Genomic DNA, 22,316 nt, shown 5'->3' on the forward strand with positions numbered 1-22,316 from the left:
TAGCCAACCGAAAGTTCAAGGGATATGAGGATATTGTCAACGCATGTAGTCACGCTTGGAATAGCTTTAGAAAAGACACAAAACGTGTCATCAAAATGTGTTCAAGGAAGTGGGCAGTGGTGGGCAAGCTTTAATGCGGATTGGTATTATTTCATTGGAAATACACTCAAAGAGCATGCCATTAATATAAGCTCCCACAAAAACAACTGCTTAAAAAATGAACACATTACAAAGGGAGAAGAATTGTAAATATTTCTGACACTATTACGGCTTTTAAGACAGAGGAGATTTATCAGCTAAGTAGCTAGCATGTATGGGATGATTGTGAAAAAGCCCTGCAACAGCAAGGCATTATCTAAATATTCAGGTAGAGAGCTTTATTTGTCAAAACTAAACTCAATATAGGCTTTACCGTGCGGTGAATTTAGAGGAATGAGTACTATCGGCCCATCTGCTTTGTGATTGATAGTGTGGTTAGAACCTGAAACAACCATTGGCGTTGCCATGTCAAATTCAAATCCTTTTTCACTCAGCATTCTTTTGGCGCCACCGGTGACCATATTGGTAATTTCACCAACTAAATCAGTGATTTCATCGTTTACTTCATCTGGACCTTCACCTACCATGCCTTTCATGGTGGCGATAGCCAATGGGCCATCAAAGGTGATAGAAAGAGAGCCCTTAGTCTGTTCACTTACCATCCCTATCAGCCCAGATACGTCGCCCATAGCAACTTCATCTTTTTTGAGTCTTGGCTTTTCCGGTGTAAGCTCCATTTGAGCCATGGTTGACATGACATTGAGCATTGATGATAAAAACGGGTTTATAAACTCTACATTCATGAATGATTCTCAAAGCCTTTAATATTTTAGTGTATTGATTTTTGCATACTTATTTAGCAAATGTAAATCAATTGACGCTAATTTTCCTATGAAACTCTTCAACTTTTGTGATCTATCATTATGATTTGATACAAAGGTTAGAAAAGCACCAATAGTTGGCGCTGCATCTTAGTTGCTTTAAGTATCGACGAGTAAATCACATTTTACCAATATTCGCGTTAAAAAGTTTCAGAATCTAAGAATAGACTCAACGTGCTGATATTGGCAATTTTGTGACCTTCATCTAAAAGATGTTTGCCGAGCGCCTAGTTGATTAGTCGCCTTTGCAGCCTCGGCATTTGCCATGAGCCTCAACTATTTGATGGCTTATTTCAAAGCCGCTCGCATCCGCCATTGCTTTAAAAGCTAAATCTAAATTATTAGATTGTATCTCTTCAACATGACCACAAGTGTCACAAATGAGTAGCTGGACTGGGTGTTCACATTCGCTAAAATGATGGCAAAGTACAAATGCATTGACCGATTCGATTTTATGGACAAATCCTTGCTTGCTTAAAAAATCCAGCGCTCTATAAACGGTGGCTGGTTTAGCTGCTGGATCTTGGATTTTGAGTTTTTCCAGTAAATCATACGCACCAATCGCGCCCTCATGTTTAGCCATTAAGGTAAATACTTGTTCACGGGCTGCTGTAAAGCGTGCGCCCCTACGCTCACAGGCCGCTTTTGCGCTTAATAATAATTTTTCGATCGACATAGACTGCGTTACTTATTTTTTTCAACAGTGTAACTAGCACAGCAAATTTGTCTAGTTTCTTGTGACCAACTTCACGAGAAATAAAAATCTACGATGTATTGCGGTCAAAAGTGTGAATTTTGCGGTTAATTTTCTGACATCTTCTCTGATTATGTCTAGAATGATTTCTTATATGACTAACGGGTAATCTCGAAGTTAAATAATTATTACAAATTACTGTTAGTCTAAAGTGAATCACTCGATTACTCTGGGTGGTCAATCATAAGAATAACGATCAGAGATATTCCATGAACTACAATAAACTACTATCAGCGATGCTCGTGTCTGGTGTATTACTTGGCTGTAATGCAACGAGTGATAATTCCGCTAACCAAACGCCAACAGTTCAACATGACAAAGCTTCAATTGAAGCAAGTGCTGAGTTACTACTGGCTGAATGGCAGGGGCCATATCAAGGTGTTCCTGTTTTTGACAAAGTTTCGTTAATTGGTTTGCCGTTAGCTTTTGAAAAAGCAATGGCGACGAATTTGGCTGAAATAGATGAAATTGCCAATAACACGAATGCGCCAACGTTTGAGAACACAATCGTTGAAATGGAACGTTCAGGCAAGGCGCTAAATCGACTATATACTTACTATGGTATTTGGTCTGCGAATCGCTCTAGTCCGGAGTTTAGGCAAATTCAAACTGACCTTGCACCTAAGCTATCTGCATTTTTCTCTAAAATTAATCAAAATGAAAAGCTATTCAAGCGAGTTGCTACAGTGTACAACAGCGACGAGTTTAAGTCGTTACGCCCAGATCAGCAGCGATTGGCTACTTTAACGTACAATAGTTTTGCGCGTAACGGTGCGACACTTACAGGTGAAAAGAAAAAGAGATACGCTGAAATAAATCAACGCTTAGCGCAACTTCATACCAAGTTTGCTAATAATGTACTTGCTGATGAAGAAAACTATGTGTTGTATCTCGACAAGAAGCAGCTTGGTGGATTACCTGAGTCTATTATTGCGACCGCAGCAGCAGCTGCTGAAGAACGTGGTAAAAAAGGTAAGTATGCAATAACCAATACACGTTCATCAATGTCACCGTTCTTAACTTATTCAACTGAAAGAGAGCTACGAAAGAAAGTATGGGAAACATATTACAATCGTGGTGACAATGGTGATCAATATGATAACAACGCGTTGATCAAAGAAATACTTACCCTACGTCATGAGCGAGTTGGTTTACTAGGCTACGACAATTATGCATCTTGGCGCTTAGAAGATCGCATGGCAAAATCGCCAGAAAATGCTATTGGGCTAATGGAGGCTGTATGGCCTGCGGCGATTGCTCGCGTCGATGAAGAAGTGAAAGACATGCTTGCTATTGCGTCAAAGCTCGATAGCGTGAAAGAGATTAAGCCTTGGGATTATCGCTATTATGCTGAAAAAGTGAGAAAGGCAAAATACGACCTCGACTCTAACGAAGTAAAACAATACTTACAGCTTGATAAACTTCGTGAAGCGATGTTTTACGTTGCTGGTGAATTATTCGACTTCAAATTTACGCCGATTACGGACGGTTCAGTTCCTGTATTTCACGAAGATGTGAAGGTATGGGAAGTAACGAGCAAATCGTCTGGTGAACATATTGGATTATGGTATTTAGATCCATTTGCGCGCAAAGGTAAGCGATCAGGTGCTTGGGCAACAAGTTATCGAAGTCATACTACCTTTGACGGAAAAACTAACGTACTTTCATCAAACAACTCTAACTTTAGTAAAGGCCAAGAAGGGAAACCTACGTTAATCTCATGGGATGACGCTGAAACATATTTTCATGAGTTTGGTCACGCGCTTCACGCGCTATCATCTAAGGTCGCTTACCCGACATTGAATGGCGGTGTTAGAGATTATACAGAGTTTCAGTCGCAACTATTAGAGCGCTGGTTGACGACAGACCAAGTTATCAATAACTATCTAGTACATCACGAAACAGGCAAACCAATGCCTGCAGAGCTGGTTAATAAAATCAAGCAAGCTGCAACGTTTAATGAAGGGTTCAAAACGACAGAGTATTTAGCTTCTGCAATTATTGATATGAAGCTACATACTACCGATCCTGCAAATATTGACCCAGATACATTCGAGCGAGAAACACTCGGTAATCTCGGCATGCCATCACAGATTGTGATGAGACATCGCACACCACATTTTGGTCACGTTTTTAGTGGTGAAGGCTATTCGGCTGCATATTATGGCTATATGTGGGCGGAAGTGCTGACTTCAGATGCCGCAGAGGCGTTTGAAGATGCTAAAGGGGGTTATTACGATGAAAAAATTGCTGCTAAGTTAGTGGAACATCTGTTTAGTGTTCGTAATGCCGTTGATCCTGCTGAAGCTTATCGCGCATTTCGCGGTAGAAATGCTGCCGTAGACGCACTAATGCGCGATCGCGGATTTCCAGTGAACTAACATGCCGTATCAATAAATGCTTCAAGGGATACTTTGAAGCATTTATTGATTTACTGTTAGAAAAGCAGACACAAAAAAAGCTCTTAACGAGCTTTTTTATCGAAAATTCATATGATTAGTAATAAGTATCTTCTCGATTGTGTACTTGAGGGTCATCGATAATGTCGTCAAAATCAACCGCAAAACTATTATTTTTCTCTGTGTCAGACATGTAAATTCTTTTGGTAGAACCGTCTATCCATGTTACTGTGCCACTGCCTTTTTTACTACCACACTTCATACCTATGTGAATATCACTAAATTCCATAGCTCCTCCTCATCATGTGCCAACGTATACAGCACAATTATTGGATACTTTGAACTCATTATAGTTCAAATATTAATCCGGTTTAGGTGTTTTTTTATTCTGCGAGGGATCATTATAGAAAGTCAGAGTAGAAGGTCTAGTGTTTTTATGGCTTAAATTCAATACCTAGGACCACTTTTTGGGCAGCCCCCGTCACAGCTGGGATGTTGCCATAGAATTTTTTGTCATAAGCGAAGGCTAGCCATGCAAATGCCATGGCCTCTAAGGCATCACTATCAAGATCTTGGCTGGTGATATCGCAAAATTCGAACCCTGAAAGCTCACTTTTAATATTATTAATCAAGGTATTATTCAACACACCTCCACCAGCAACATAAATGACTGCGTTACTTGATAATGCTTTTATTGCATCTGAAATGGAAATAGCCGTAAGGGCGACTAATGTTGCTTGCACATCGACAGGAGAAACCGACAATGGCGATAACACTTCTCTTAACCAGCTTAAATTGAAGTACTCGCGCCCAGTACTCTTTGGCGCCTCTAACTTGAAGTAAGGATCTGACAGCATTTGTGAAAGTAAATGTTTATTCACTTTACCGCTGGCCGCCCATTGACCACAAGGATCAAACGCTCCATCGTTGTGCAATTGGTACCATTCGTCTAACAACGCATTGCCCGGTCCAGTATCAAAGCCTTTAATTTGTTTATCCGAATTTTCGGGTAGATAAGTAATGTTGGCTATACCGCCGATGTTCACAACAAAGCAATCTCTGGATTGGTTTGAGAACATTGCTTGATGAAACGCGGGAACCAATGGAGCCCCTTGGCCACCGTATACCATATCTTTTGTTCTAAAATCCCCAATAACTCTTATATTCGTTATTGTTGATAAGGTCTGATTGCAGCCGATTTGGAGGGTGTAGCGCTCGTTGTTGAACTTACTTATGCTAGGACGGTGACGAATTGTTTGTCCATGATTGCCGATTGCACAAACCTTATCGGCAGGTAAGCCAGTTTTAGATAAAAATTGTTTAACTGCATCTGCGTATGCTTTCGCTAGACTAATGCCTAAGCTCTGTGCGCGATCAATTTCGTTATTAGCAGGTGAGTATAGTGAAACTATTTGTTCTCGTAACGAGTGATCGAACGCCACAAAATCAAATGTAATCAATTGAGGCGTCGAGCCCTGTATATCGACTAAGGCCAGATCTATGCCGTCTGCGCTTGTACCAGACATAATGCCCAAATAAAGCTTAGCGTCCTCGCCAATATCTAGCATGGTTTAAGGGGCTTCCTGACTATTCGTGGACTGCTTTGCTAAAAGTGCTCGCTTCGAACCCTCTAATTCATTGAGGCGTAGTTGAGCAAGCTTACTAAACGCATCTTTATATTTTTTCGCGATAGGCTGGGCATCAGGTAATTTCACCGTGCGTGGGTTGCGATGCACTCCGTTCACCAGAAATTCATAATGTAAGTGTGGCGCTTCTGACATCCCCGTCGAACCTACGTAACCAATTACATCCCCTTGTTTTACACGCTGACCTTTCTTAACTGCACGTTTTGAAAAGTGAAGGTATTTCGTCACTATGCCGTTACCGTGCTGAATAAATACATAATGGCCGTTGTACTTGTTGTAGGTAGAATGCGTTACCTTACCATTACCGGCAGCTACAACCGGGGTGCCAGTGTTAGCTCGATAGTCGGTACCGTTGTGTGCTTTCCAACGCTTTTGGATAGGGTGAAAACGGCGAGGTTTAAAATTGGAACTGATATATTTAAAGTTCACTGGGGCACGCAAAAAGGCTTTTCGCATGCTATTGCCACTTGGTGAGTAATACTCGCCATCGGTAAAGCGTATTGCTTGGAATGGCTCGTCTTGATTGATAAATTCGGCCGCCAGAATTTTACCGGGTCCAATATATTCGCCATCAATATATTGTTCTTCAAACACCACATGAAAACTGTCGCCTGAACGGATATCTAGCGCAAAATCGATATCCCAGCCAAATATGCCAGCAAGATTAATGATCTGCGCCTCATTAAGACCTGCTTCTATGCCAGCGTTCCAAAAGCTACTGCGAATAACTCCTTGTGCCGTGGTTTCTCGCGTTTCAATAGGTTTAGTTTCTTTGGTTGACACATATTTATCATCTTCCAAATGTACATGGAGGATTTCAGTCGCGGACAATGGGTATTTTATCGCAGCTAGCTTACCTGCCTGATTCTTGCCAAAAGAAAGGATATCGCCGACGTCTAGCTTTTTAAGCAACTTAGTAAATTCACCTTCTGCCTGAGACACTTCATAGGTCGTTCTAGCACTGTAGCCTAATCGGTTGAGGATCTTAGCGAGAGAGTCGCCACGCTTTACTTTGGTATCACGCCACGTTAATTGTTCAATCGGTTGCTCATTTACTTCAATGTTAGCAGATGCTTCAAGGTTCGAATTTGTGTTCGCTTGTGGCGCTGCAACAGCCGCTAAATCGGCTTTGTTAGCATGTTTTTCGTTGCTTGGCACAGATAGTTGATAACGCTTGCCTATTTCAAGCGCTGAGTCTGATTGACGGCTAGCCGTTGCTTTGTCTGAAGGAATTATTAACAAAACTAACAGGATTAAGCCTGTAACACTGATCACGACACGGTGCTTCTGGGGCAGCTGTTTAAATAAATTTTTTATATCTTTCAATTGGTTACTACCCAGTACTTGCAAAAAACTACGACGATTGTCGTTTACTATAACAAATTAATATGTGCATAAACAATGTTCTGCTTTCCAGCTAAGGTCAAATTGCAGTAGAATTCGTCGAAAGTTTTTTACAAATGTACTGGAGCCAAGTTAATGACCGATGTCAGCCAAGCGTTTGCCGAAATCAAACGCGGTGCCGAAGAAATCTTGCTAGAAGAAGAATTGTTAGAAAAATTAAAGGAAGGAAAGCCTTTAAAAATTAAAGCGGGGTTTGATCCGACGGCGCCGGATCTGCATCTTGGACATACAGTGTTAATTAACAAACTTAGACAGTTTCAACAACTAGGTCACGAAGTTATCTTTTTGATTGGTGACTTCACTGGCATGATTGGTGATCCTACGGGTAAGAATGTAACGCGTAAGCCATTGTCAAAAGACGACGTATTGGCTAATGCCGAAACGTATAAAGAGCAAGTATTTAAGATTCTCGATCCGGAAAAAACAACGGTAGCGTTCAACTCTACTTGGATGGAACCACTAGGCTCAGCAGGCATGTTAAAGCTAGCTTCTCGCCAGACGGTAGCGAGAATGATGGAGCGTGATGATTTTAAAAAGCGCTACGCTAACGGTCAGGCAATTGCTATACATGAATTTATGTATCCTCTTGTTCAGGGCTGGGACTCTGTTGCACTTGAAGCAGATGTTGAATTAGGTGGTACAGATCAAAAGTTCAACCTATTAATGGGGCGTGAGCTACAAAAATCGGAAGGTCAGCGCCCACAGACGGTATTAATGATGCCATTGTTAGAAGGGTTGGATGGCGTTCAGAAAATGTCAAAATCGTTAGGTAATTATATTGGGATTACCGACACACCTTCAGACATGTTCGGTAAGGTAATGTCAATTTCTGATGATTTGATGTGGCGTTATTATCAGCTACTTAGCTTCAAGCCAATTGATCAAATTGATGCCTATAAAGCGCAAGTTGCTGAAGGAGCGAATCCTCGTGATATCAAAATTGAACTTGCTAAAGAACTGATTGCGCGTTTTCATGATCAATCTGCGGCAGATGCTGCACATCAGGAGTTTATCAATCGTTTCCAAAAAGGCGCTATGCCTGATGAAATGCCTGAATTTACATTTGAGACCGAAGACGGAATTGCGATTGCAAACTTGCTTAAAGATGCTGGTTTGGTGAGCAGCACGTCTGAGGCGATGCGCATGATCAAGCAAGGGGCTGCAAAAATTGACGGTGAGAAAGTAGCAGACAACAAACTACTTGTGACCAAAGGCACTACCGCGGTATTCCAAGTAGGTAAACGTAAATTTGCCCGAGTAACGGTTAGCTAATTACTACGCGTTACCTTTGATATATTCAAAAAGCCGACATTTGTCGGCTTTTTTTTGTTTTGTAGCAGTCCTTCGTATATGTATAACCATATGTTCGAGCTGTTTTGGTATTCGTATTTTTTAATCGCTTACGTTATGGTAGAAGATAACCGAATCGGCTTAGGAATTGGTATGGGTAAATGGTTCATTATCACTTGCGGCGTGCTCGCTGGTTTTTTCGTCATCGTACTTGGGTTAGGATACTTATTAAAAACCAATGAAGACGCTCATCAGGAGTACATTACTAATCAAGTCGCTCAAACTAGTCAACAGGCTGAACCAATTGACAGTACCAGTGATGATCAAGCTGCTCCAGAAGCGGTTTTAATATTTGTTGACAACACGCCAGCTTCTACCGCGCAACAAGACATCTTGCTTAATAATCTAACCTGCGTGACACACTCGCAATGCAAGGTACAGCAAGTGCCTTTTAGTCGGGGAATTTGCACCGTAGCAATTAACACTGTTGGTGCTGCCTTGTTAAAGCGTTATCAGGGGGAAAAGAGTGACATCGGTGACTGTGCAGTACCTATGAGTGCCCAATTAGCTCAATGTATTGATAATGTATGTACTTTGACGAAAAGCTAGTATCAAATTTACATCATGGTGTTTATAATGCGTCCATGTTCAATTTTACTTATTGTTGCCATGTCTTTTCCTAACGATGAAACTGGTCAAGTGCTAGCCGAAATGCACGCTACTGGTATTGACTTAACTCAACTACATTCAGTGGTATTTTTTCAATTGTTTGAAAAAAAGGAGCAGGCACAAATGATGGTTGACTACCTTAAAGAAAAAGCGCCGGATATGAAAGTTGTCTTGCAACCAGACGAGGTTCCAAACGTTTGGGACGTTGACTGCACGATTAACATGATACCTGACTACGATGCCATTGTGGCGCAAGAGGCGCAACTTGAGCAAATAGCTGACAAGTTTAATGGATATAATGACGGTTGGGGCATTGAAGCTTAACTTTCCTTAATCGTTATTTCTTCTCACTGACCTATCATTTTCTTACTTTTATCTTACAGATAATTACATCTTGTAAACACTTGTAGCACAGCGCTTTGCTTAGTTCCTCATCATAATAGTTTTATTTGAAATCAAGGGAAGAACTAAAATGAAACTATTTACTCAGCTTTCTGCTGGCATGATTTTGTGCCTAGCGATATCAAATGCGTCAGCATATGAAACCTATAATCAAACAGATGCCAAATCACACACTTTTGGTGTACAAGTTGGTGGTGCCGGACTTGACTATAAAGGCGATGATACTGATGGTGACGGCGTTGTTCAGTCATACTTATACTACAATTACCAATTTATGCCGAACTTTGCCTTAGAAGTTGGGTTATTAGCAGGGGAAGAAGTTGAAGATTGGGACTGCTTCAAAGATGTTAATGACGATTGGAATTGCTTTAATGATGACAACGATCAATTTGATTTACTTGCAGACGACTTCGAATTTAGTGCCTTAGTTTTTGCCGTAAAAGCGAGTTTGCCAATTAGCCAACGAAATAGTTTGTACGCTAAAGTCGGCGGTCAATACTATGATTATGAATTGGCACTTAACCGACGTAAAATTGCTGACGAGAATGGGGCTGGTCTGATTATAGAAGCTGGTTGGAACTATCGTTGGGATTTTGGCTTAGGACTCAATGCCGGTGTGCAATACAATCATATGGGCGATGCGGAATTGCATAGCTTAAATGTGGGTGTAAGTTATCAATTCTAATTTAGACACATCTACTCGTGTACAAGCAAGGCCTTTTAACTGCCTTGCTTGTCATTTGGCTCTATGAGCTGGAATGCAGGCAAAGAAACTTGCCAATAAATAGCCGCTAGTCGCAACAGTAATGCACTTGCTATTGCAACAATCATTGCAATATTCGCTTGCCAATCTAAATAATAGAACAATGCATATAAGCCGCCGCCTAATGTTGCCGCTGTGGCGTAAATCTCTTGTCTTAAAATCATTGGGATCACATTACACAGTACATCTCGAATCATGCCGCCAGCAACACCAGTAATGGTACCCATAACAATGGCTACTGAAATGGGAACACCTAAATTTAGGGCCTTTTCTGTGCCAAGCACAGCAAATAACGCTAGGCCAAATGCATCAGCAACAAGCAAAAATCGTTTAGGAATGCGTTTAGGTTGACGAATCGTAATTATGGTTAGGATCGCGGTGGCAAAAATTACATAGAGATATATTGGATCAGCGACCCAAAAAACTGTCGTTCCCAATATTACATCACGAATGGTGCCGCCGCCTATCGCCGTAACTGCACTTAGCACCACTACACCAAATGGATCAAGTTGATACCTTCCAGCCATGAGTGCGCCTGACAAAGCAAACACTACTATGCCAAAGAGATCGAGCCAATAAATCAATTCATTCATATCGTGCTATTGTTCTATAGGCAGGTTATTCGCTTGCCAAAGCTTCATATCACCTTGCAAATGACGAACGTTAGTGAAGCCATTTTCGCGTAACAACTCTTCTGCAATAGCTGCGCGACGACCCGAGCGACAGTAGACGATAATTGGTTGCGCTTTATCTTGTGGCAGTAAAGCGAGGTGCTGCGACAGCGTATCATGCGATATATTCAATGCCCCGCTTATATGACCTTGTTGGAATTCATCATCGGTTCTTACATCAAGCAATACAAATGGCATGCTGGCCGGCGCACTTTGCAAATTTTGTAGTTGTTCCTGCGTAATCACTGGACTATTTTGTGCCATCGTAATGAAAGTGAACAATAATAATGCGAATGTGAATAACTTAATCATTTAGATTCCTTTTTGGACTGTTACTGTTGAGCGTATTGATTGCACAGAAAATCTGTTTTCAGGCTATGTAACCAATCCTGTCACTATAACCATTGTTAATGCCATTATTGCCAGCAAACTGCTATGCCAGTTTAGTTGGTGATCAATTTTTATCAAGTCTTGGGGCGTTGGTTGTTGCCCCTGCTCATTGAAAGCGCGTCGTCGCAATTTAGTTTGTTCATACATCGCGACACCACCAAGTTTAACATTGTGTAACAGTGCGAACAGTGACAAATTTACGTTGTTGCCAAGGGAGAAAAAATCGCGACGTGTAAGTTGCCAATACAGTAGGCTATGTGTCGATAGGTGGGTAACAAAGTAGAGTAAATACGAAATTCTGGCAGGAAGCCAAACCAGCAAATTTACAAGTGTTTCTGCCCACAAACCAAATTGTGTATAGGAGGAATGCTTGCGGTTCCAACTATAGTGCATTTCTAAGATTAAACGATATCCAAGTGCAACTAATGGGCCTGCAACCAAATACCAAAATACTACGCTGTAAACCTGTTGAAGCCTTGTAAGAATGGTCATTTCCAGTGTCGCTTTTGTTAGCCCTAACGAAGATAGCTGAGAGGTTTGACGCAGTACGAACGGTGCTAAGGTCTCTTTCGCTTGATAATTAGCATTCTGTGTTACTTGTTTGGCAACGAGCCTCGTGTAGTGGCTAAGCCGTACATTGCCAATAGCAACGAACATTAAGATGAAATGCCAAATAAATTCGACGTCGACAAAAGATTCAAACAGCCATAATATCAAGATTATCGGTACTAAGGTGATAATCAATGCCATAAAACCAGCTATCTTTTGTTGTTGGTGGCTGTTACTAGGCGGGTTTACTTTGTTTGCTAACTGGTGGCAATAAAAAGTAAAAAAGCTAGATCTTGAGGGCACCGTTATTTGATAGCAATATTTAGCAATAATAGCGACTACCAGCACAATAACTGGCTGGTAGCTCGACAGTGACGGTAAGTGCTCCATCAATATGCAAACTTACGCTAATGTTTGCCCATCTAGTGCATCAAGCATATGGCCAACAAGTGCTGATGAGTTTACAGATGCGGTTTCCAAGTATGCTTCAAAAGAGGTCGGTGACTCTTTACCTGCAATGTCTGACATTGAGCGAATAATAACGAATGGCACATTAAATTGATGACAGGTATGAGCAATGGCTGCACCTTCCATTTCTACCGCAGCCATCGTGGGAAAATTTCTGCGTGCTTTTGCAATATCATCATCTGCAGTCATGAAGGTATCACCCGTTGTAATTAATCCAACTAGCGTATGAATATCATCTAACTTTTCAATACCTTGCTTCGCAGCATCGACTAGCTGAGCATGTGGGATGTAGGCAGGCGGATTACCTGGAAGTTGACCTATTTCATAACCAAATGCTGTTACGTCAACATCATGATAACGTACTTCAGAACTGACCACGATATCGCCAACTTTCAATGATTGATCAAATCCTCCAGCTGAACCAGTGTTTACTACGTAGTCTGGTGAAAAGTGTTCAATTAACAACGCTGTAGCTAACGCAGCGGCAACTTTACCGATACCAGATTGCACAATTACTACCTCATGCCCATTCAATTGACCGCTGTAAAATGTGAAGCCAGCATGATTTGCTTCTTGGCAATTTGTTAGTTGTTTTTTCAATATGGCTACTTCAGGCTCCATCGCGCCTATAATTCCGGCTTTCATTTCTCGAAACACTCTTAGGTAATAATGTAGGAATTATACGCCTTGACATTGCTTTGTTGCCAGTGCTTTAAGCTAACTAGACAAAAAATATACGGAATTTACATCTTGATACAGATTCTCGGTAGCTACGCAAACGGCATGCAACTAGAATTCGCGCCTTCATTTACAATTGATTTACGAAATTAATTCGAAATCTTCAAAAGGAACTTAAAGTGAAAAGAAGCATTGTTGCACTCTTATTAGCATCTACAGCAACTGTCGCACAGGCAAATGAACTAAATAACACACAAGAGTGGTATTTGGGCGGCTTTGTTGGCCAATCAAAATTTGACGTGTCAAAAACTGATTTAGGTTTGCCAGCTAGCGTAGATCTTGATGACAGTGGTACAGCATTTAAAGTTATTGCTGGTTATCAAATTAGCGAACATTTCGCTATTGAAGGCGGTTACGCTGATTTAGGTGAATTGTCATTTGGTATGAATGAACAATATGCAGAACCTAACTGGTCATATGATGTTGATGTAAAAGTAACGGGTGAATTAAATGGCTTTTTAGTTAATTTAGTGGGCAAGTTACCGCTAAATGATGCGACACATTTGTACGCGAAAATTGGGGCATTTAGCTGGGACGGTAAAGTTACAACGACCTATAGTGGTGTTGAAACTCACAATGATCAATCATTCACAATCAGTCAAAGCGGTTCAGAAAGTGATGACGGTACTGATGTATTTTATGGCGTAGGAATTGGCTATAAAATTGACAACTTCATGCTAAGAGCAGAATTTGAAAAAATGGATAGCGATGGTGAAGACACTGACGTGATCTCTATCGGTGCGACCTATCATTTCTAATTGAATGAAACAGTGCTGTAGAGAAGCTAAGGGGTTTCCTTAGCTTCTCTATCAGTAACTACTTGTCTTTGGGTTGTAAAGCTGCAGCCAAACGATCAACCCATATTTCAACGATTGTCTTTATACTGTCAATGTTCTCAGGTTCGTCTGCCACATTCATTTCATCGGATTCACTATTAACTACTACAGCTATCAACTCATTGTTCGTATTAGTGTCGACAAATTTGGCTTCTAAACTCGCTGCACCTATTACCGCTTTTTTCGCTGCCGCTAGTCGATAAGTGCTTTGTACGGCGTTACGTGCCATAGCTATAGGCAAAAAATCACGCACCATGATTTCAGGATCTAGCACCTCTATATTGGTCAACGCCAATTGGACTGACAATGAATCTGGTGTGCCATGCGGTACAAACTCATATTTACTATCAACTTTTGTACGGATTTGTTGCTCAAAATACTGTGTTAGTTGTTGCTGTTTTTCTTTGTCTTGAATATCAAATTTCGACTGATCGCTTAACCATATCTCAATAGGTGCTAAAGCGATTTTGTTATAGCTGGTCAATGTTTCTCGCGCGAAACCTTCACTTGTACGAATCCATGAGTTCTCTTGCTGAGGGTTTGGACGAAAGTTATGGTAGCCTGACAAAAAACCGGAGGTTTCTTGGGGGACTTGTGTTTGACTCGCACAGCCAATCATAGTCAATGTTACTAATGCGACAAAAATTGCTCTCATCATAGTTCTCCTTGCATCTGTTATATACCAAGTGAAATAAATATTGGACCAGTTCAGAGCTATGTCAGGATCGTGGGAACAAAGCAAATGGATGCCGTTGTAGTCACTCTCCATCAAATATTTAATTCAATTGGTATTGATTATATGAAAGACACAAGACAATGTTGTTACAAATCGTAATGCAGTTGTTTAATTTTATGGGTTAGTTGTTTGCAAATAAAAAACGCAGATATTCAGTTCAACGGAATGAATACCTGCGCATTATTGTATGGCTTGTGTATCGTATTTCCCATTACTAATGCGGTAGTGCTGCGGGAGTATGTTTATTATTGAGAGAATGCTGTAATTGCGATGCACTCGGCGCAGCCAGTTGTTCTTGCTCTGCTTGCAAGCGAGCAGCAGCTTTTGACAATACACCCGTTGTTTTTGGCCTTGCTTTTACTAAAGGTGCAGGAATGACTCTGCCTTTAACCTTTGGTTGATTTGCTGTTGTGCCCAATAGGCGACTGAATATGCAGGCTCGGATTTCATCCACGCTATAGTTAGGTTTGACCTTAATGCGAATGTGTGGAATTGATGCGGCTTCTAACGCACCGCTCACAAACCAGTCTTTTTTGACTTTGTAACCTTTGCCGTTAGTATCCACTAGGTCAAGCGTGCCAATTAGCTTCATAGTTTCACGATCGCAAATAACGAAATCTAGATACTTGTTGTCAGCATTCGCCCTAGCAGTTTGACTGGCGCGATTTGAAACACCATTACGAATTGTCACGATATCCGACAATTTAACACGATTTAGCACACGGTAATCTTGGCCAAGCGCTCTTTCAACTAAAGTTTGGAAATTCTTTTCAGCAGGCGTGAATACGGTCTGCTTTTTGTCGAAAGGAAACGGAAAGCTATTATCATTCAAACGGCTTGCTAATAGCGCCACAATAACAATTAAGCTAATCATCGCAAAAAGTATAAGTTCCATAAACATCCTCAACTATTCAAAATCTTGACAAATCGCCAATACACGAGAGTTGTTGCAGTATTTATGCCAAATATCATGTATTAAAGATCAAGTGGATCTGAAGGGATCGTTTACCTTATGCCAATGTATTTTAATCGGTATAAATTGTGGTTATTTAATTGGCCCTAAATATTTTGGCTAATGATAAAAACTGCCATTGGGATCAGAAATAACGCAAAGCCTTTTTTCAAGTGGTTTTGTGGTATCTTGCTTCCCAGCCAATTACCTGAAAAGCTTCCTAATATACCCACAACAGATACCAATATTATCGTATGCCAATCGAGCGATAACTGCTCTTGTGCTAAAACATCTAAGTATTTGACGAAGCCAGTAATTGACTTGAATGCGATAATCATCAAGCTGGTGCCAACGGCTTGATGCATAGGGAGTCTGGCCAATAATACTAAAGCTGGCACAATGAGAAAGCCACCGCCTACACCGACAAACCCTGTCAAAATTCCGACAAGCAATCCATCGAGGGTTATTTTTAGGTGTGAACGCTCTGCAGAGGGCTCAGAAACATCGATTACCTTTGTTCTCAGCATAAAATATGACGCTAGTAGCATTACAAGGGCGAATGTAATGAGTTGTACACTCGGTAAAACAAATTGTGACGCAAACGCGCCGAAATAAGTGCCGATGCTACCCGGAATGCCAAATAAGATGACGCAACGCCAGTTAACTTGGCGTTTGGGAATGTTGGGTAATGCTCCGGCAAAGGCTATCGCACCTACAATAGCCATTGAACTGGCGATTGCTAAACGTTCTGGTTGATCAAATAGATAAAGCAGTACTGGCACAGTAAGAATAGAGCCACCTGAGCCCAACAACCCTAAACTTAAGCCAATGAATAAGGCTCCTAAAACACCAAGTGTGGACAATAGTTATATTCTCGTGGTTAGTAAACGCTTATTGGGGACAAAAAAGCTCGTGTAGTACCGAAATAAGGCGTATCACTTCTGGTTTCTTCACGTGATAGTAAATCGTTTGTGATGCTCTTCTCGTCTCGACTACTTCTTCTCGCCTTAAAACGGCTAAATGCTGTGATAGCGCTGATTGGCTTAAGGGGATGTGCTCATTAAGTTCAGAAACCGAAAGCTCTTGATCAATTAAAGTACATAAAATCATTAAGCGATTTTCATTTGCCATCACTTTTAATAAATTAGCGGTTTGTTTTGCGCCATCAAGTAGCGAGGTTTCAATATTCACAGCAGACCCATCTTAGCTTGTTTCGAGCATACTATCTCAATTAGCGAAATCTTCAAAGCCTCCTTATTCTAGCTATAATTGTAATATTAGCAACGGCTAATTTAGTTTTGACTTATTTAAAAGGCCAGTGCTATTATTTCCGTGATGTAGTTTGAGGAAATGGTTTAATGAATCCCTGTGTTAAGAATTTTTATGACGAAGCAACAGGCACTTTTAGTTATGTTGTCAAAGACATGCACAGCAATCAGGCCGTGATCATTGATCCTGTGCTAGATTTTGATCTTCCTTCGGGGGCTTGTGAATATACGTCAGCTAACGCGTTATTGGATTATATTGCCGCGAATGATCTAGACGTTCAGTGGATATTGGAAACTCATGCTCATGCGGATCATTTAACCGCGGCACAATATCTTCGAGATAAAACAGGCGCAAAAATCGCAATTGGTAAAGGGATTACACAGGTACAGCAAACTTTTCGCACTGTTTTTAATTTAGGAACATCATTTGCAGTTGATGGTTCACAGTTTGATCATTGTTTTAGCGATGGTGATAGTTTCATGCTCGGCCAAATACCCGTACGTGTAATGGCTACACCTGGTCATACTAATGATAGCGTAACTTACCTCATTGGAGACGCTGCGTTTATTGGCGACACATTGTTTCATCCTAAACTTGGCACAGCGCGTTGTGACTTCCCCGGTGGGGATGCTGCGGTGCTATATCGGTCGATTCAAAAAATTCTCTCTTTACCACAAGATACGCGTATTTTCTTGTGTCATGACTATCCGGAAGATGGGCGTGCCCCAGTGTGTCAAGTGAGTATTGCAGAACAAAGGTTACATAACATTCATGTAAATGATGGAAATAACGAGAGTGATTTTGTCAATTTTCGTGAGCAACGAGATAGGCAATTAGCGGTTCCCAAATTAATTTACCCCGCCGTACAGGTGAATATTGCTGCAGGAAAGTTACCCGAAAAAGAGGGGAGTGGAACACGCTTTCTTAAACTGCCGACGACGCTGCCAGGTGAGGAATAAGTAAAATGCTTGAGTTGTTGATGAATTATTCTGCGCCGCTATTCGGCGGTATTTTGATCGGATTGTCAGCCTTATTGTTGATGATAAGTATAGGTCGAATTGCTGGAATTAGCGGCATAGCGACGGCAGCAATGAATAGTACTGATGGCAGTGGTCGCTTATGGCGTTGGTTGTTCTTGCTCGGTTTACTAATTGGAGCATTGATATATAGCCAAACTTGGGAACTCGCATTGCCATTTAGGCAAGCACCTCCCGCTTGGGTCATTGTTGTTGCCGGCCTTTTGGTGGGCTTTGGCACGCATTGGGGGAGTGGTTGTACGAGTGGGCATGGCGTATGTGGTATCGGGCGATTTTCTATACGTTCTGTTATTGCAACGCTCATTTTCATGTTTTTTGCTGCGGTGACGGTCTTCATCGCTCGCCACGTTCTTGGGGGTTAGCCATGAAGTTAATGCTTGTACTCATGTCTGGAGTGTTGTTTGGCTTAGGATTGTCGATGTCAGGTATGGTCAACCCGACAATTGTTTTGGGTTTTCTTGATGTAGCTGGTGAATGGAACCCCGCCTTGATGTTCGTCATGGTCGGTGCATTGTTAGTGACTACGATTGGTTATCGACTGGTAATAAATCGACAAAAGCCCATATTTGATGATGAATTCCACTTACCATTAAATAAGCAGGTCGACATTCGTCTGATTAGTGGTGCCGCTATGTTCGGTATTGGATGGGGAATGTCTGGCTATTGTCCTGGTCCTGCCATTTCAGGATTAGTGTTCTTTCAACAAGAAACATTGCTGTTCGTTTTTTGCATGTTTGTCGGCTTTCAATTATCCCATATGCTAAAGCGCAAGTCGCTGATAGCCAAGCAACAGGTGAACTAAGATGATAAATCAAGCGCTAATCAATCAACTAGATATGATCAATGCACTGATTCCAAGCCCGGATTTGATTGTTGGTGGACAGCCTACACAAGATGATTTAAAACGATTGGCAGCTGCAGGTGCAGTAAACATCGTAAACCTGAGACCAACATCAGAAAAGATTGATTATGACGAAGCCAGATTAGTTCACCAATTAGGCATGAACTACTATGTTATTCCGGTAACTGAAATCGAAAGTTTTACTCAGGATGCGGCAAAAGCTTTGTTGAACATTCTAGCACAGAAGCAGCCTTGCTTAGTGCATTGCGCAAGCGGCAATCGGGTTGGTGCCTTAATTGCTTTGGCGGCGTTTTGGCTTGAAGAAACATCAGCGGTAGATGCCATGACACTCGGGCTACAAGCTGGGTTAACCAAGTTGCAGCCTCAAGTGGCGGATATTTTATCGCTAGAAGGCTAACGCCTTCTGCAATAATTATTTAGGGTAGTTGTTCTCAAGTGCCTGATATACTTGAGATTGGAAGTCATCGGCATTGGCATCTAATACTTTAACTACTTTTGCTAATACTTCGTTGTCTTCTTCACCATGCCACACTTTAATGTATGTGCCGTCTTTATAACCATGGTCTTGTCTAAAGAAATTAAGGGTATTCTTGCCAACATACTGTCGGAAAAGTTCATCTAAATCCATATCCATTAGCTTCATACAGTTGGCAAGAGCACGCGCGTCAAACGCTTTGCTTGTCACTGCAGCAGATGCCAATGTTTCGAGCGCTAGTTTAAAATCTGTCTCGTCAGTTGGTTGGGTCAACTCGCTTGCAAGTTCTTCAGCAATAGTGTTGATAGCATTACCTGACATTAAACGTAAACTTAATCCAAAGTGGAATATATCTTTCTCTAGACCTAGCTATTTAGACAGTTTTCATAGATTCACTTAGCCTCTAAATAAATACCATAATACAGATACCCTTAGTTCCATTCTTTGTATACTAATTCCATAACCATAAGAAATAATTGATAATTTTATTTATTTTTACGTTGGCAATTTCAAAAGTTTTCACTACTTTTCTTTTCTCAGTAGTATTTTATCCAGAGGTAAAAATGATATTTAAGAGTAAGTTAAAAAACTTTGAAATAGGTTCAACCCAAATAGATGAAACCTATCTAATTATTGAAGGTGGAAGCAATCCAATTTATTACCCAACAATATTCAGCCAGTGGTTATTTTCTAATAATGTTATTTATAAACGTAAGATTGTAGAAACAGTAAATAAAGAATTTGAAACTGTTTTGGAAGAGCACGACATTACGGATGAAAGAATAAATGTGTTTATAAGTAAAATAATTTATTTTCTAAATTATATAAATAAATCTATTAGTAAAAATAAACTTAATACAAATATTCATTACCACACTCAAATCGGAGAGAAAGAGCTAAACCAGTATGTGAATAGCTACTTAATTGATGAGCTAAACGAAGGTGAATCAAGTGTCGATAATTCAGTCCAAGCTCTTAATGCGTATTACACTTTTCTTGCCAAATTGGGTATATGTGAAATAAAGCACATTCGAGTCGGTAAAAATAAGAAAAAGGCGATTAACGAAAATACCAAAAGAAATAAGGCATATAAATACTTATCTCGATCAACGAGAAGCGCTTTACTTCGTCAATGTAAAAACAAACAAGAAAAGCTAACTTTGTTATTTGGCTGGTTAACCGGGTTAAGAAGAATGGAGTTGCCCAAGCTTCTTCTTAATGACTACTCATATGGGGGCAATGTTTATCCTGGATTTCTAACATTATTTGACGAGTTGGAGTCAACAGATAAAACGTCTTTTAAATACTACATAACAAAATCAAAAGGGGGGAAATCTCGTTACATATATATTGACCGTAAATTGCTTAAAAAGTGTAAATCTTATTATGATAGTGAAAGAAACGATTCTAAAAGTGCCGAAACCTTACTTGTAACAAACGACAATGCAACTAATGGTAGTGCAATTCAAGAGAGCTTTGCCAATGGAGTGTTTTCAAGAGTTCGCAACCGTTTAATTAAGCTTAATCCTAAATATTCATTCCTTTATATATCAGATCAAAATAAAGCTGTGTTTCATCATTGTAGACATACATTTGCTACCGATACGTTTTATAAAAAATTAAAAGGAAGAGATCACCACTCGGTGAATTCTGGTGATGCTGTAATCATAGAAGTTGCAGGTTTGCTTGGGCATAGCACAACACCTGAAAACATGAAAAGAGTCACCTCACTGTATATCCGCTTTGTTGACGATATGCTTCGCATGGAGGCTAAATAATATGAGCCCTAAAAAAGCAGAGTCAAGCACGAGTGAAAATAGCCAAATATCTGAAATTCAAAAAGCTTTTAACTTAAAGCCTAAATCTAAAACGCAATTACCAGCGAAAATGAATGACCGTTTTCAAACATTCAATATAGCATGTGGAAAAACCGGTGGCACCATAGTTATAAAGTGCAGAACTAAAAATGAAACCGGAAAGTTGTTATTTAGTACTTTGGTTAATTACAGTATTGATATAGAGCTTAACCCTGAAGATTATGGCGCATCATTACAAAGCGCTAATACGAAACAATCGTTTAAGCGCTTTCTTGAATACATCAATCATTATAATTTTGATGTGAATGACCAATATCAAATTATAAAAAATTATGAAAGTGAGTTGATTGAAAGGGGCCTTACAAACTCATACGCCCATTTACTTAAACAATACCTGTTAAATGCTATTAAAGTAGCTAAAGGCTTAACACGGCAAGAAGAAGCTGTACTTTCTTCTATTTTAACAAAAACCAAACTCATACCTTATAAGCCAACACAACAGCCTCTAACACTCTGGTTTCAAGAGATTAGATGGCTACGGAGTGAGTTTGAAAAAAATCAGATGGAAAATGTGTATTTGCAAGTGGCATCAGCAAAATTATTGATGCACAGTTTTTCTTACTCTATATCACTTTTATACCTCTATTTAGATGAGGCTATCTCTAGTTTAATCGAGCTGCTTAAAAACTCTAAATTCACAACTCACTCATGGCAAAAGAGCATGAATAGCTATAAAACTGGACAGTCTCAAACTCAAAATTTGGCTAAAGAGATTTTAACTATAGCTTTTTGTGGTAATAACTATTGCTGTTTGTTACTAAAGTCATTGTTAACTCAGGAGTTAATCAAAAGTGATCGTGTAGATGAGTTGCATGAATACGTCTATAAAAATAACAAGGTGCCAATTTACCTAAATGGTCCACCATACGCCAAAAAATCGAAATTAATTTCACGTGAATTTATTTATGAACTTTTACTTTTTATTGAGGGCAAGAAAGAGGTTAAGCCAACTCTATTGAGTCAGGCATTAATTTTCTATTGGTTAAATTGCTGGATGACAATGCAGCCTACTGATGCTCAAAAGACAAAACTTAAAAACTATAAAAAAATGCAAAATACGCATCGCGTAACTCATGTTCAATCTGTAGTGGTCAAGTAAAATTGGCCACGGTTTTATAGTTTTCCCAGTATCTTTTTTCAGATTCGTTTGGAGTTAAGCCTCCGTTGTATTGATGCGGTCGCAATTGATTATAGTAACCCACAATATAT

The 22,316-nt window shown here is 40.2% G+C and carries 26 protein-coding genes; 12 read left to right on the plus strand and 14 right to left on the minus strand.

Translation table 11 applies throughout. The annotated features are described in order from the left end of the window. Positions 1-377: 377 nt before the first annotated feature. Positions 378-842, minus strand: a complete 465-nt coding sequence (locus ACSLUK_RS19340) for a chemotaxis protein CheX (RefSeq protein ID WP_448550437.1) — start codon at positions 840-842, stop codon at positions 378-380. 313 nt (positions 843-1,155) lie between these two features. Beyond that, on the minus strand, positions 1,156-1,596 hold the full coding sequence (gene zur, locus ACSLUK_RS19345) for a zinc uptake transcriptional repressor Zur (RefSeq protein WP_448550438.1): 441 nt from the start codon (positions 1,594-1,596) through the stop codon (positions 1,156-1,158). Positions 1,597-1,883: 287 nt separating this feature from the next. On the opposite strand from zur, the gene ACSLUK_RS19350 reads away from it, so the two are divergent. After that, the gene (locus ACSLUK_RS19350; RefSeq protein WP_448550439.1) at positions 1,884-4,055 is read left to right on the plus strand and encodes a M3 family metallopeptidase; all 2,172 of its coding nucleotides are present in this window, start codon (positions 1,884-1,886) and stop codon (positions 4,053-4,055) included. Between the two features lie 115 nt (positions 4,056-4,170). Here ACSLUK_RS19350 and ACSLUK_RS19355 read toward each other — a convergent pair whose 3' ends face one another. The 3 genes from ACSLUK_RS19355 to ACSLUK_RS19365 all read right to left on the minus strand — a co-directional run bounded on the left by ACSLUK_RS19355 (position 4,171) and on the right by ACSLUK_RS19365 (position 7,036). Further along, positions 4,171-4,362, minus strand: coding sequence for a hypothetical protein (locus ACSLUK_RS19355; protein ID WP_448550440.1), 192 nt, complete (start codon positions 4,360-4,362; stop codon positions 4,171-4,173). 145 nt (positions 4,363-4,507) lie between these two features. Then, on the minus strand, positions 4,508-5,641 hold the full coding sequence (locus ACSLUK_RS19360) for an anhydro-N-acetylmuramic acid kinase (protein WP_448550441.1): 1,134 nt from the start codon (positions 5,639-5,641) through the stop codon (positions 4,508-4,510). A 3-nt stretch (positions 5,642-5,644) separates the two neighbouring features. Further along, positions 5,645-7,036, minus strand: a complete 1,392-nt coding sequence (locus tag ACSLUK_RS19365; protein ID WP_527252150.1) for an OapA family protein — start codon at positions 7,034-7,036, stop codon at positions 5,645-5,647. 162 nt (positions 7,037-7,198) lie between these two features. Here ACSLUK_RS19365 and tyrS point away from each other — a divergent pair, with 162 nt between their 5' ends. The 4 genes from tyrS to ACSLUK_RS19385 all read left to right on the plus strand — a co-directional run bounded on the left by tyrS (position 7,199) and on the right by ACSLUK_RS19385 (position 10,169). Further along, the gene (gene tyrS / locus ACSLUK_RS19370) at positions 7,199-8,395 is read left to right on the plus strand and encodes a tyrosine--tRNA ligase (protein ID WP_448550443.1); all 1,197 of its coding nucleotides are present in this window, start codon (positions 7,199-7,201) and stop codon (positions 8,393-8,395) included. 90 nt (positions 8,396-8,485) lie between these two features. Then, positions 8,486-9,022 carry a hypothetical protein gene (locus ACSLUK_RS19375; protein ID WP_448550444.1) on the plus strand — a complete coding sequence of 179 codons (537 nt, stop codon included), beginning with the start codon at positions 8,486-8,488 and terminating at the stop codon, positions 9,020-9,022. Between the two features lie 27 nt (positions 9,023-9,049). Then, the gene (locus ACSLUK_RS19380) at positions 9,050-9,406 is read left to right on the plus strand and encodes a ribonuclease E inhibitor RraB (RefSeq protein WP_448550445.1); all 357 of its coding nucleotides are present in this window, start codon (positions 9,050-9,052) and stop codon (positions 9,404-9,406) included. Positions 9,407-9,554: 148 nt separating this feature from the next. After that, positions 9,555-10,169 (plus strand): outer membrane beta-barrel protein, encoded by a 615-nt coding sequence (locus ACSLUK_RS19385; protein WP_448550446.1) that lies wholly within the window; start codon positions 9,555-9,557, stop codon positions 10,167-10,169. A 35-nt stretch (positions 10,170-10,204) separates the two neighbouring features. Here ACSLUK_RS19385 and ACSLUK_RS19390 read toward each other — a convergent pair whose 3' ends face one another. The 4 genes from ACSLUK_RS19390 to mtnN form a co-directional block, all read right to left on the minus strand. Continuing rightward, a complete protein-coding gene (locus tag ACSLUK_RS19390; protein WP_448550447.1) occupies positions 10,205-10,840 on the minus strand; it encodes a trimeric intracellular cation channel family protein in 636 nt (211 codons plus the stop codon). A 6-nt stretch (positions 10,841-10,846) separates the two neighbouring features. After that, positions 10,847-11,230: a rhodanese-like domain-containing protein gene (locus tag ACSLUK_RS19395; protein WP_448550448.1), complete on the minus strand. Its 384-nt coding sequence runs from the start codon at positions 11,228-11,230 to the stop codon at positions 10,847-10,849. 63 nt (positions 11,231-11,293) lie between these two features. After that, a complete protein-coding gene (locus ACSLUK_RS19400; protein WP_448550461.1) occupies positions 11,294-12,247 on the minus strand; it encodes a cobalamin biosynthesis protein CobD/CbiB in 954 nt (317 codons plus the stop codon). 12 nt (positions 12,248-12,259) lie between these two features. After that, positions 12,260-12,970, minus strand: coding sequence for a 5'-methylthioadenosine/S-adenosylhomocysteine nucleosidase (gene mtnN, locus ACSLUK_RS19405; protein WP_448550449.1), 711 nt, complete (start codon positions 12,968-12,970; stop codon positions 12,260-12,262). Positions 12,971-13,182: 212 nt separating this feature from the next. Between mtnN and ACSLUK_RS19410 the strand changes: the two genes are divergently transcribed. Further along, positions 13,183-13,821: a porin family protein gene (locus ACSLUK_RS19410; protein WP_448550450.1), complete on the plus strand. Its 639-nt coding sequence runs from the start codon at positions 13,183-13,185 to the stop codon at positions 13,819-13,821. 58 nt (positions 13,822-13,879) lie between these two features. Here ACSLUK_RS19410 and ACSLUK_RS19415 read toward each other — a convergent pair whose 3' ends face one another. The 4 genes from ACSLUK_RS19415 to ACSLUK_RS19430 all read right to left on the minus strand — a co-directional run bounded on the left by ACSLUK_RS19415 (position 13,880) and on the right by ACSLUK_RS19430 (position 16,778). Next, positions 13,880-14,557, minus strand: coding sequence for a DUF3313 family protein (locus tag ACSLUK_RS19415; protein ID WP_448550451.1), 678 nt, complete (start codon positions 14,555-14,557; stop codon positions 13,880-13,882). A gap of 292 nt (positions 14,558-14,849) precedes the next feature. Next, the gene (locus ACSLUK_RS19420) at positions 14,850-15,530 is read right to left on the minus strand and encodes a DUF2726 domain-containing protein (protein ID WP_448550452.1); all 681 of its coding nucleotides are present in this window, start codon (positions 15,528-15,530) and stop codon (positions 14,850-14,852) included. Between the two features lie 164 nt (positions 15,531-15,694). Further along, on the minus strand, positions 15,695-16,450 hold the full coding sequence (locus ACSLUK_RS19425; RefSeq protein ID WP_448550453.1) for a sulfite exporter TauE/SafE family protein: 756 nt from the start codon (positions 16,448-16,450) through the stop codon (positions 15,695-15,697). A 28-nt stretch (positions 16,451-16,478) separates the two neighbouring features. Next, positions 16,479-16,778 (minus strand): ArsR/SmtB family transcription factor, encoded by a 300-nt coding sequence (locus ACSLUK_RS19430; RefSeq protein WP_448550454.1) that lies wholly within the window; start codon positions 16,776-16,778, stop codon positions 16,479-16,481. 167 nt (positions 16,779-16,945) lie between these two features. Here ACSLUK_RS19430 and ACSLUK_RS19435 point away from each other — a divergent pair, with 167 nt between their 5' ends. The 4 genes from ACSLUK_RS19435 to ACSLUK_RS19450 are packed head-to-tail and all read left to right on the plus strand — an operon-like array spanning position 16,946 to position 19,152. Beyond that, a complete protein-coding gene (locus ACSLUK_RS19435; protein ID WP_448550455.1) occupies positions 16,946-17,815 on the plus strand; it encodes an MBL fold metallo-hydrolase in 870 nt (289 codons plus the stop codon). Between the two features lie 5 nt (positions 17,816-17,820). Then, a complete protein-coding gene (locus ACSLUK_RS19440) occupies positions 17,821-18,255 on the plus strand; it encodes a YeeE/YedE family protein (protein WP_448550456.1) in 435 nt (144 codons plus the stop codon). A gap of 2 nt (positions 18,256-18,257) precedes the next feature. Then, entirely contained in the window at positions 18,258-18,695 is a 438-nt protein-coding gene (locus ACSLUK_RS19445; protein WP_448550457.1) for a DUF6691 family protein, read from the plus strand. Position 18,696: 1 nt separating this feature from the next. Next, positions 18,697-19,152 carry a protein tyrosine phosphatase family protein gene (locus ACSLUK_RS19450; protein WP_448550458.1) on the plus strand — a complete coding sequence of 152 codons (456 nt, stop codon included), beginning with the start codon at positions 18,697-18,699 and terminating at the stop codon, positions 19,150-19,152. A 15-nt stretch (positions 19,153-19,167) separates the two neighbouring features. Here the strand turns inward: ACSLUK_RS19450 and ACSLUK_RS19455 are convergent, their stop codons facing one another. Further along, positions 19,168-19,581: a dUTP diphosphatase gene (locus tag ACSLUK_RS19455; protein ID WP_448550462.1), complete on the minus strand. Its 414-nt coding sequence runs from the start codon at positions 19,579-19,581 to the stop codon at positions 19,168-19,170. A gap of 125 nt (positions 19,582-19,706) precedes the next feature. On the opposite strand from ACSLUK_RS19455, the gene ACSLUK_RS19460 reads away from it, so the two are divergent. Then, positions 19,707-21,008 (plus strand): tyrosine-type recombinase/integrase, encoded by a 1,302-nt coding sequence (locus ACSLUK_RS19460; protein WP_448550459.1) that lies wholly within the window; start codon positions 19,707-19,709, stop codon positions 21,006-21,008. Position 21,009: 1 nt separating this feature from the next. Then, positions 21,010-22,206, plus strand: coding sequence for a hypothetical protein (locus tag ACSLUK_RS19465; protein ID WP_448550460.1), 1,197 nt, complete (start codon positions 21,010-21,012; stop codon positions 22,204-22,206). Positions 22,207-22,316 lie beyond the last annotated feature (110 nt).

It is taken from the genome of Thalassotalea fusca (assembly GCF_053485835.1).

What these genes read in the sequence shown, in the direction of transcription:
- ACSLUK_RS19360 (WP_448550441.1), bottom strand. Translation starts at nt 5,641, where the DNA reads ATGCTAGATATTGGCGAGGACGCTAAGCTTTATTTGGGCATTATGTCT.
- ACSLUK_RS19465 (WP_448550460.1), top strand. Translation starts at nt 21,010, where the DNA reads ATGAGCCCTAAAAAAGCAGAGTCAAGCACGAGTGAAAATAGCCAAATA.
- zur (WP_448550438.1), bottom strand. Translation starts at nt 1,596, where the DNA reads ATGTCGATCGAAAAATTATTATTAAGCGCAAAAGCGGCCTGTGAGCGT.
- ACSLUK_RS19440 (WP_448550456.1), top strand. Translation starts at nt 17,821, where the DNA reads ATGCTTGAGTTGTTGATGAATTATTCTGCGCCGCTATTCGGCGGTATT.
- ACSLUK_RS19340 (WP_448550437.1), bottom strand. Translation starts at nt 842, where the DNA reads ATGAATGTAGAGTTTATAAACCCGTTTTTATCATCAATGCTCAATGTC.
- mtnN (WP_448550449.1), bottom strand. Translation starts at nt 12,970, where the DNA reads ATGAAAGCCGGAATTATAGGCGCGATGGAGCCTGAAGTAGCCATATTG.
- ACSLUK_RS19390 (WP_448550447.1), bottom strand. Translation starts at nt 10,840, where the DNA reads ATGAATGAATTGATTTATTGGCTCGATCTCTTTGGCATAGTAGTGTTT.
- ACSLUK_RS19350 (WP_448550439.1), top strand. Translation starts at nt 1,884, where the DNA reads ATGAACTACAATAAACTACTATCAGCGATGCTCGTGTCTGGTGTATTA.
- ACSLUK_RS19375 (WP_448550444.1), top strand. Translation starts at nt 8,486, where the DNA reads ATGTTCGAGCTGTTTTGGTATTCGTATTTTTTAATCGCTTACGTTATG.
- ACSLUK_RS19380 (WP_448550445.1), top strand. Translation starts at nt 9,050, where the DNA reads ATGCGTCCATGTTCAATTTTACTTATTGTTGCCATGTCTTTTCCTAAC.
- ACSLUK_RS19355 (WP_448550440.1), bottom strand. Translation starts at nt 4,362, where the DNA reads ATGGAATTTAGTGATATTCACATAGGTATGAAGTGTGGTAGTAAAAAA.
- ACSLUK_RS19415 (WP_448550451.1), bottom strand. Translation starts at nt 14,557, where the DNA reads ATGATGAGAGCAATTTTTGTCGCATTAGTAACATTGACTATGATTGGC.
- ACSLUK_RS19400 (WP_448550461.1), bottom strand. Translation starts at nt 12,247, where the DNA reads ATGGAGCACTTACCGTCACTGTCGAGCTACCAGCCAGTTATTGTGCTG.
- ACSLUK_RS19385 (WP_448550446.1), top strand. Translation starts at nt 9,555, where the DNA reads ATGAAACTATTTACTCAGCTTTCTGCTGGCATGATTTTGTGCCTAGCG.
- ACSLUK_RS19395 (WP_448550448.1), bottom strand. Translation starts at nt 11,230, where the DNA reads ATGATTAAGTTATTCACATTCGCATTATTATTGTTCACTTTCATTACG.
- ACSLUK_RS19435 (WP_448550455.1), top strand. Translation starts at nt 16,946, where the DNA reads ATGAATCCCTGTGTTAAGAATTTTTATGACGAAGCAACAGGCACTTTT.
- tyrS (WP_448550443.1), top strand. Translation starts at nt 7,199, where the DNA reads ATGACCGATGTCAGCCAAGCGTTTGCCGAAATCAAACGCGGTGCCGAA.
- ACSLUK_RS19445 (WP_448550457.1), top strand. Translation starts at nt 18,258, where the DNA reads ATGAAGTTAATGCTTGTACTCATGTCTGGAGTGTTGTTTGGCTTAGGA.
- ACSLUK_RS19450 (WP_448550458.1), top strand. Translation starts at nt 18,697, where the DNA reads ATGATAAATCAAGCGCTAATCAATCAACTAGATATGATCAATGCACTG.
- ACSLUK_RS19420 (WP_448550452.1), bottom strand. Translation starts at nt 15,530, where the DNA reads ATGGAACTTATACTTTTTGCGATGATTAGCTTAATTGTTATTGTGGCG.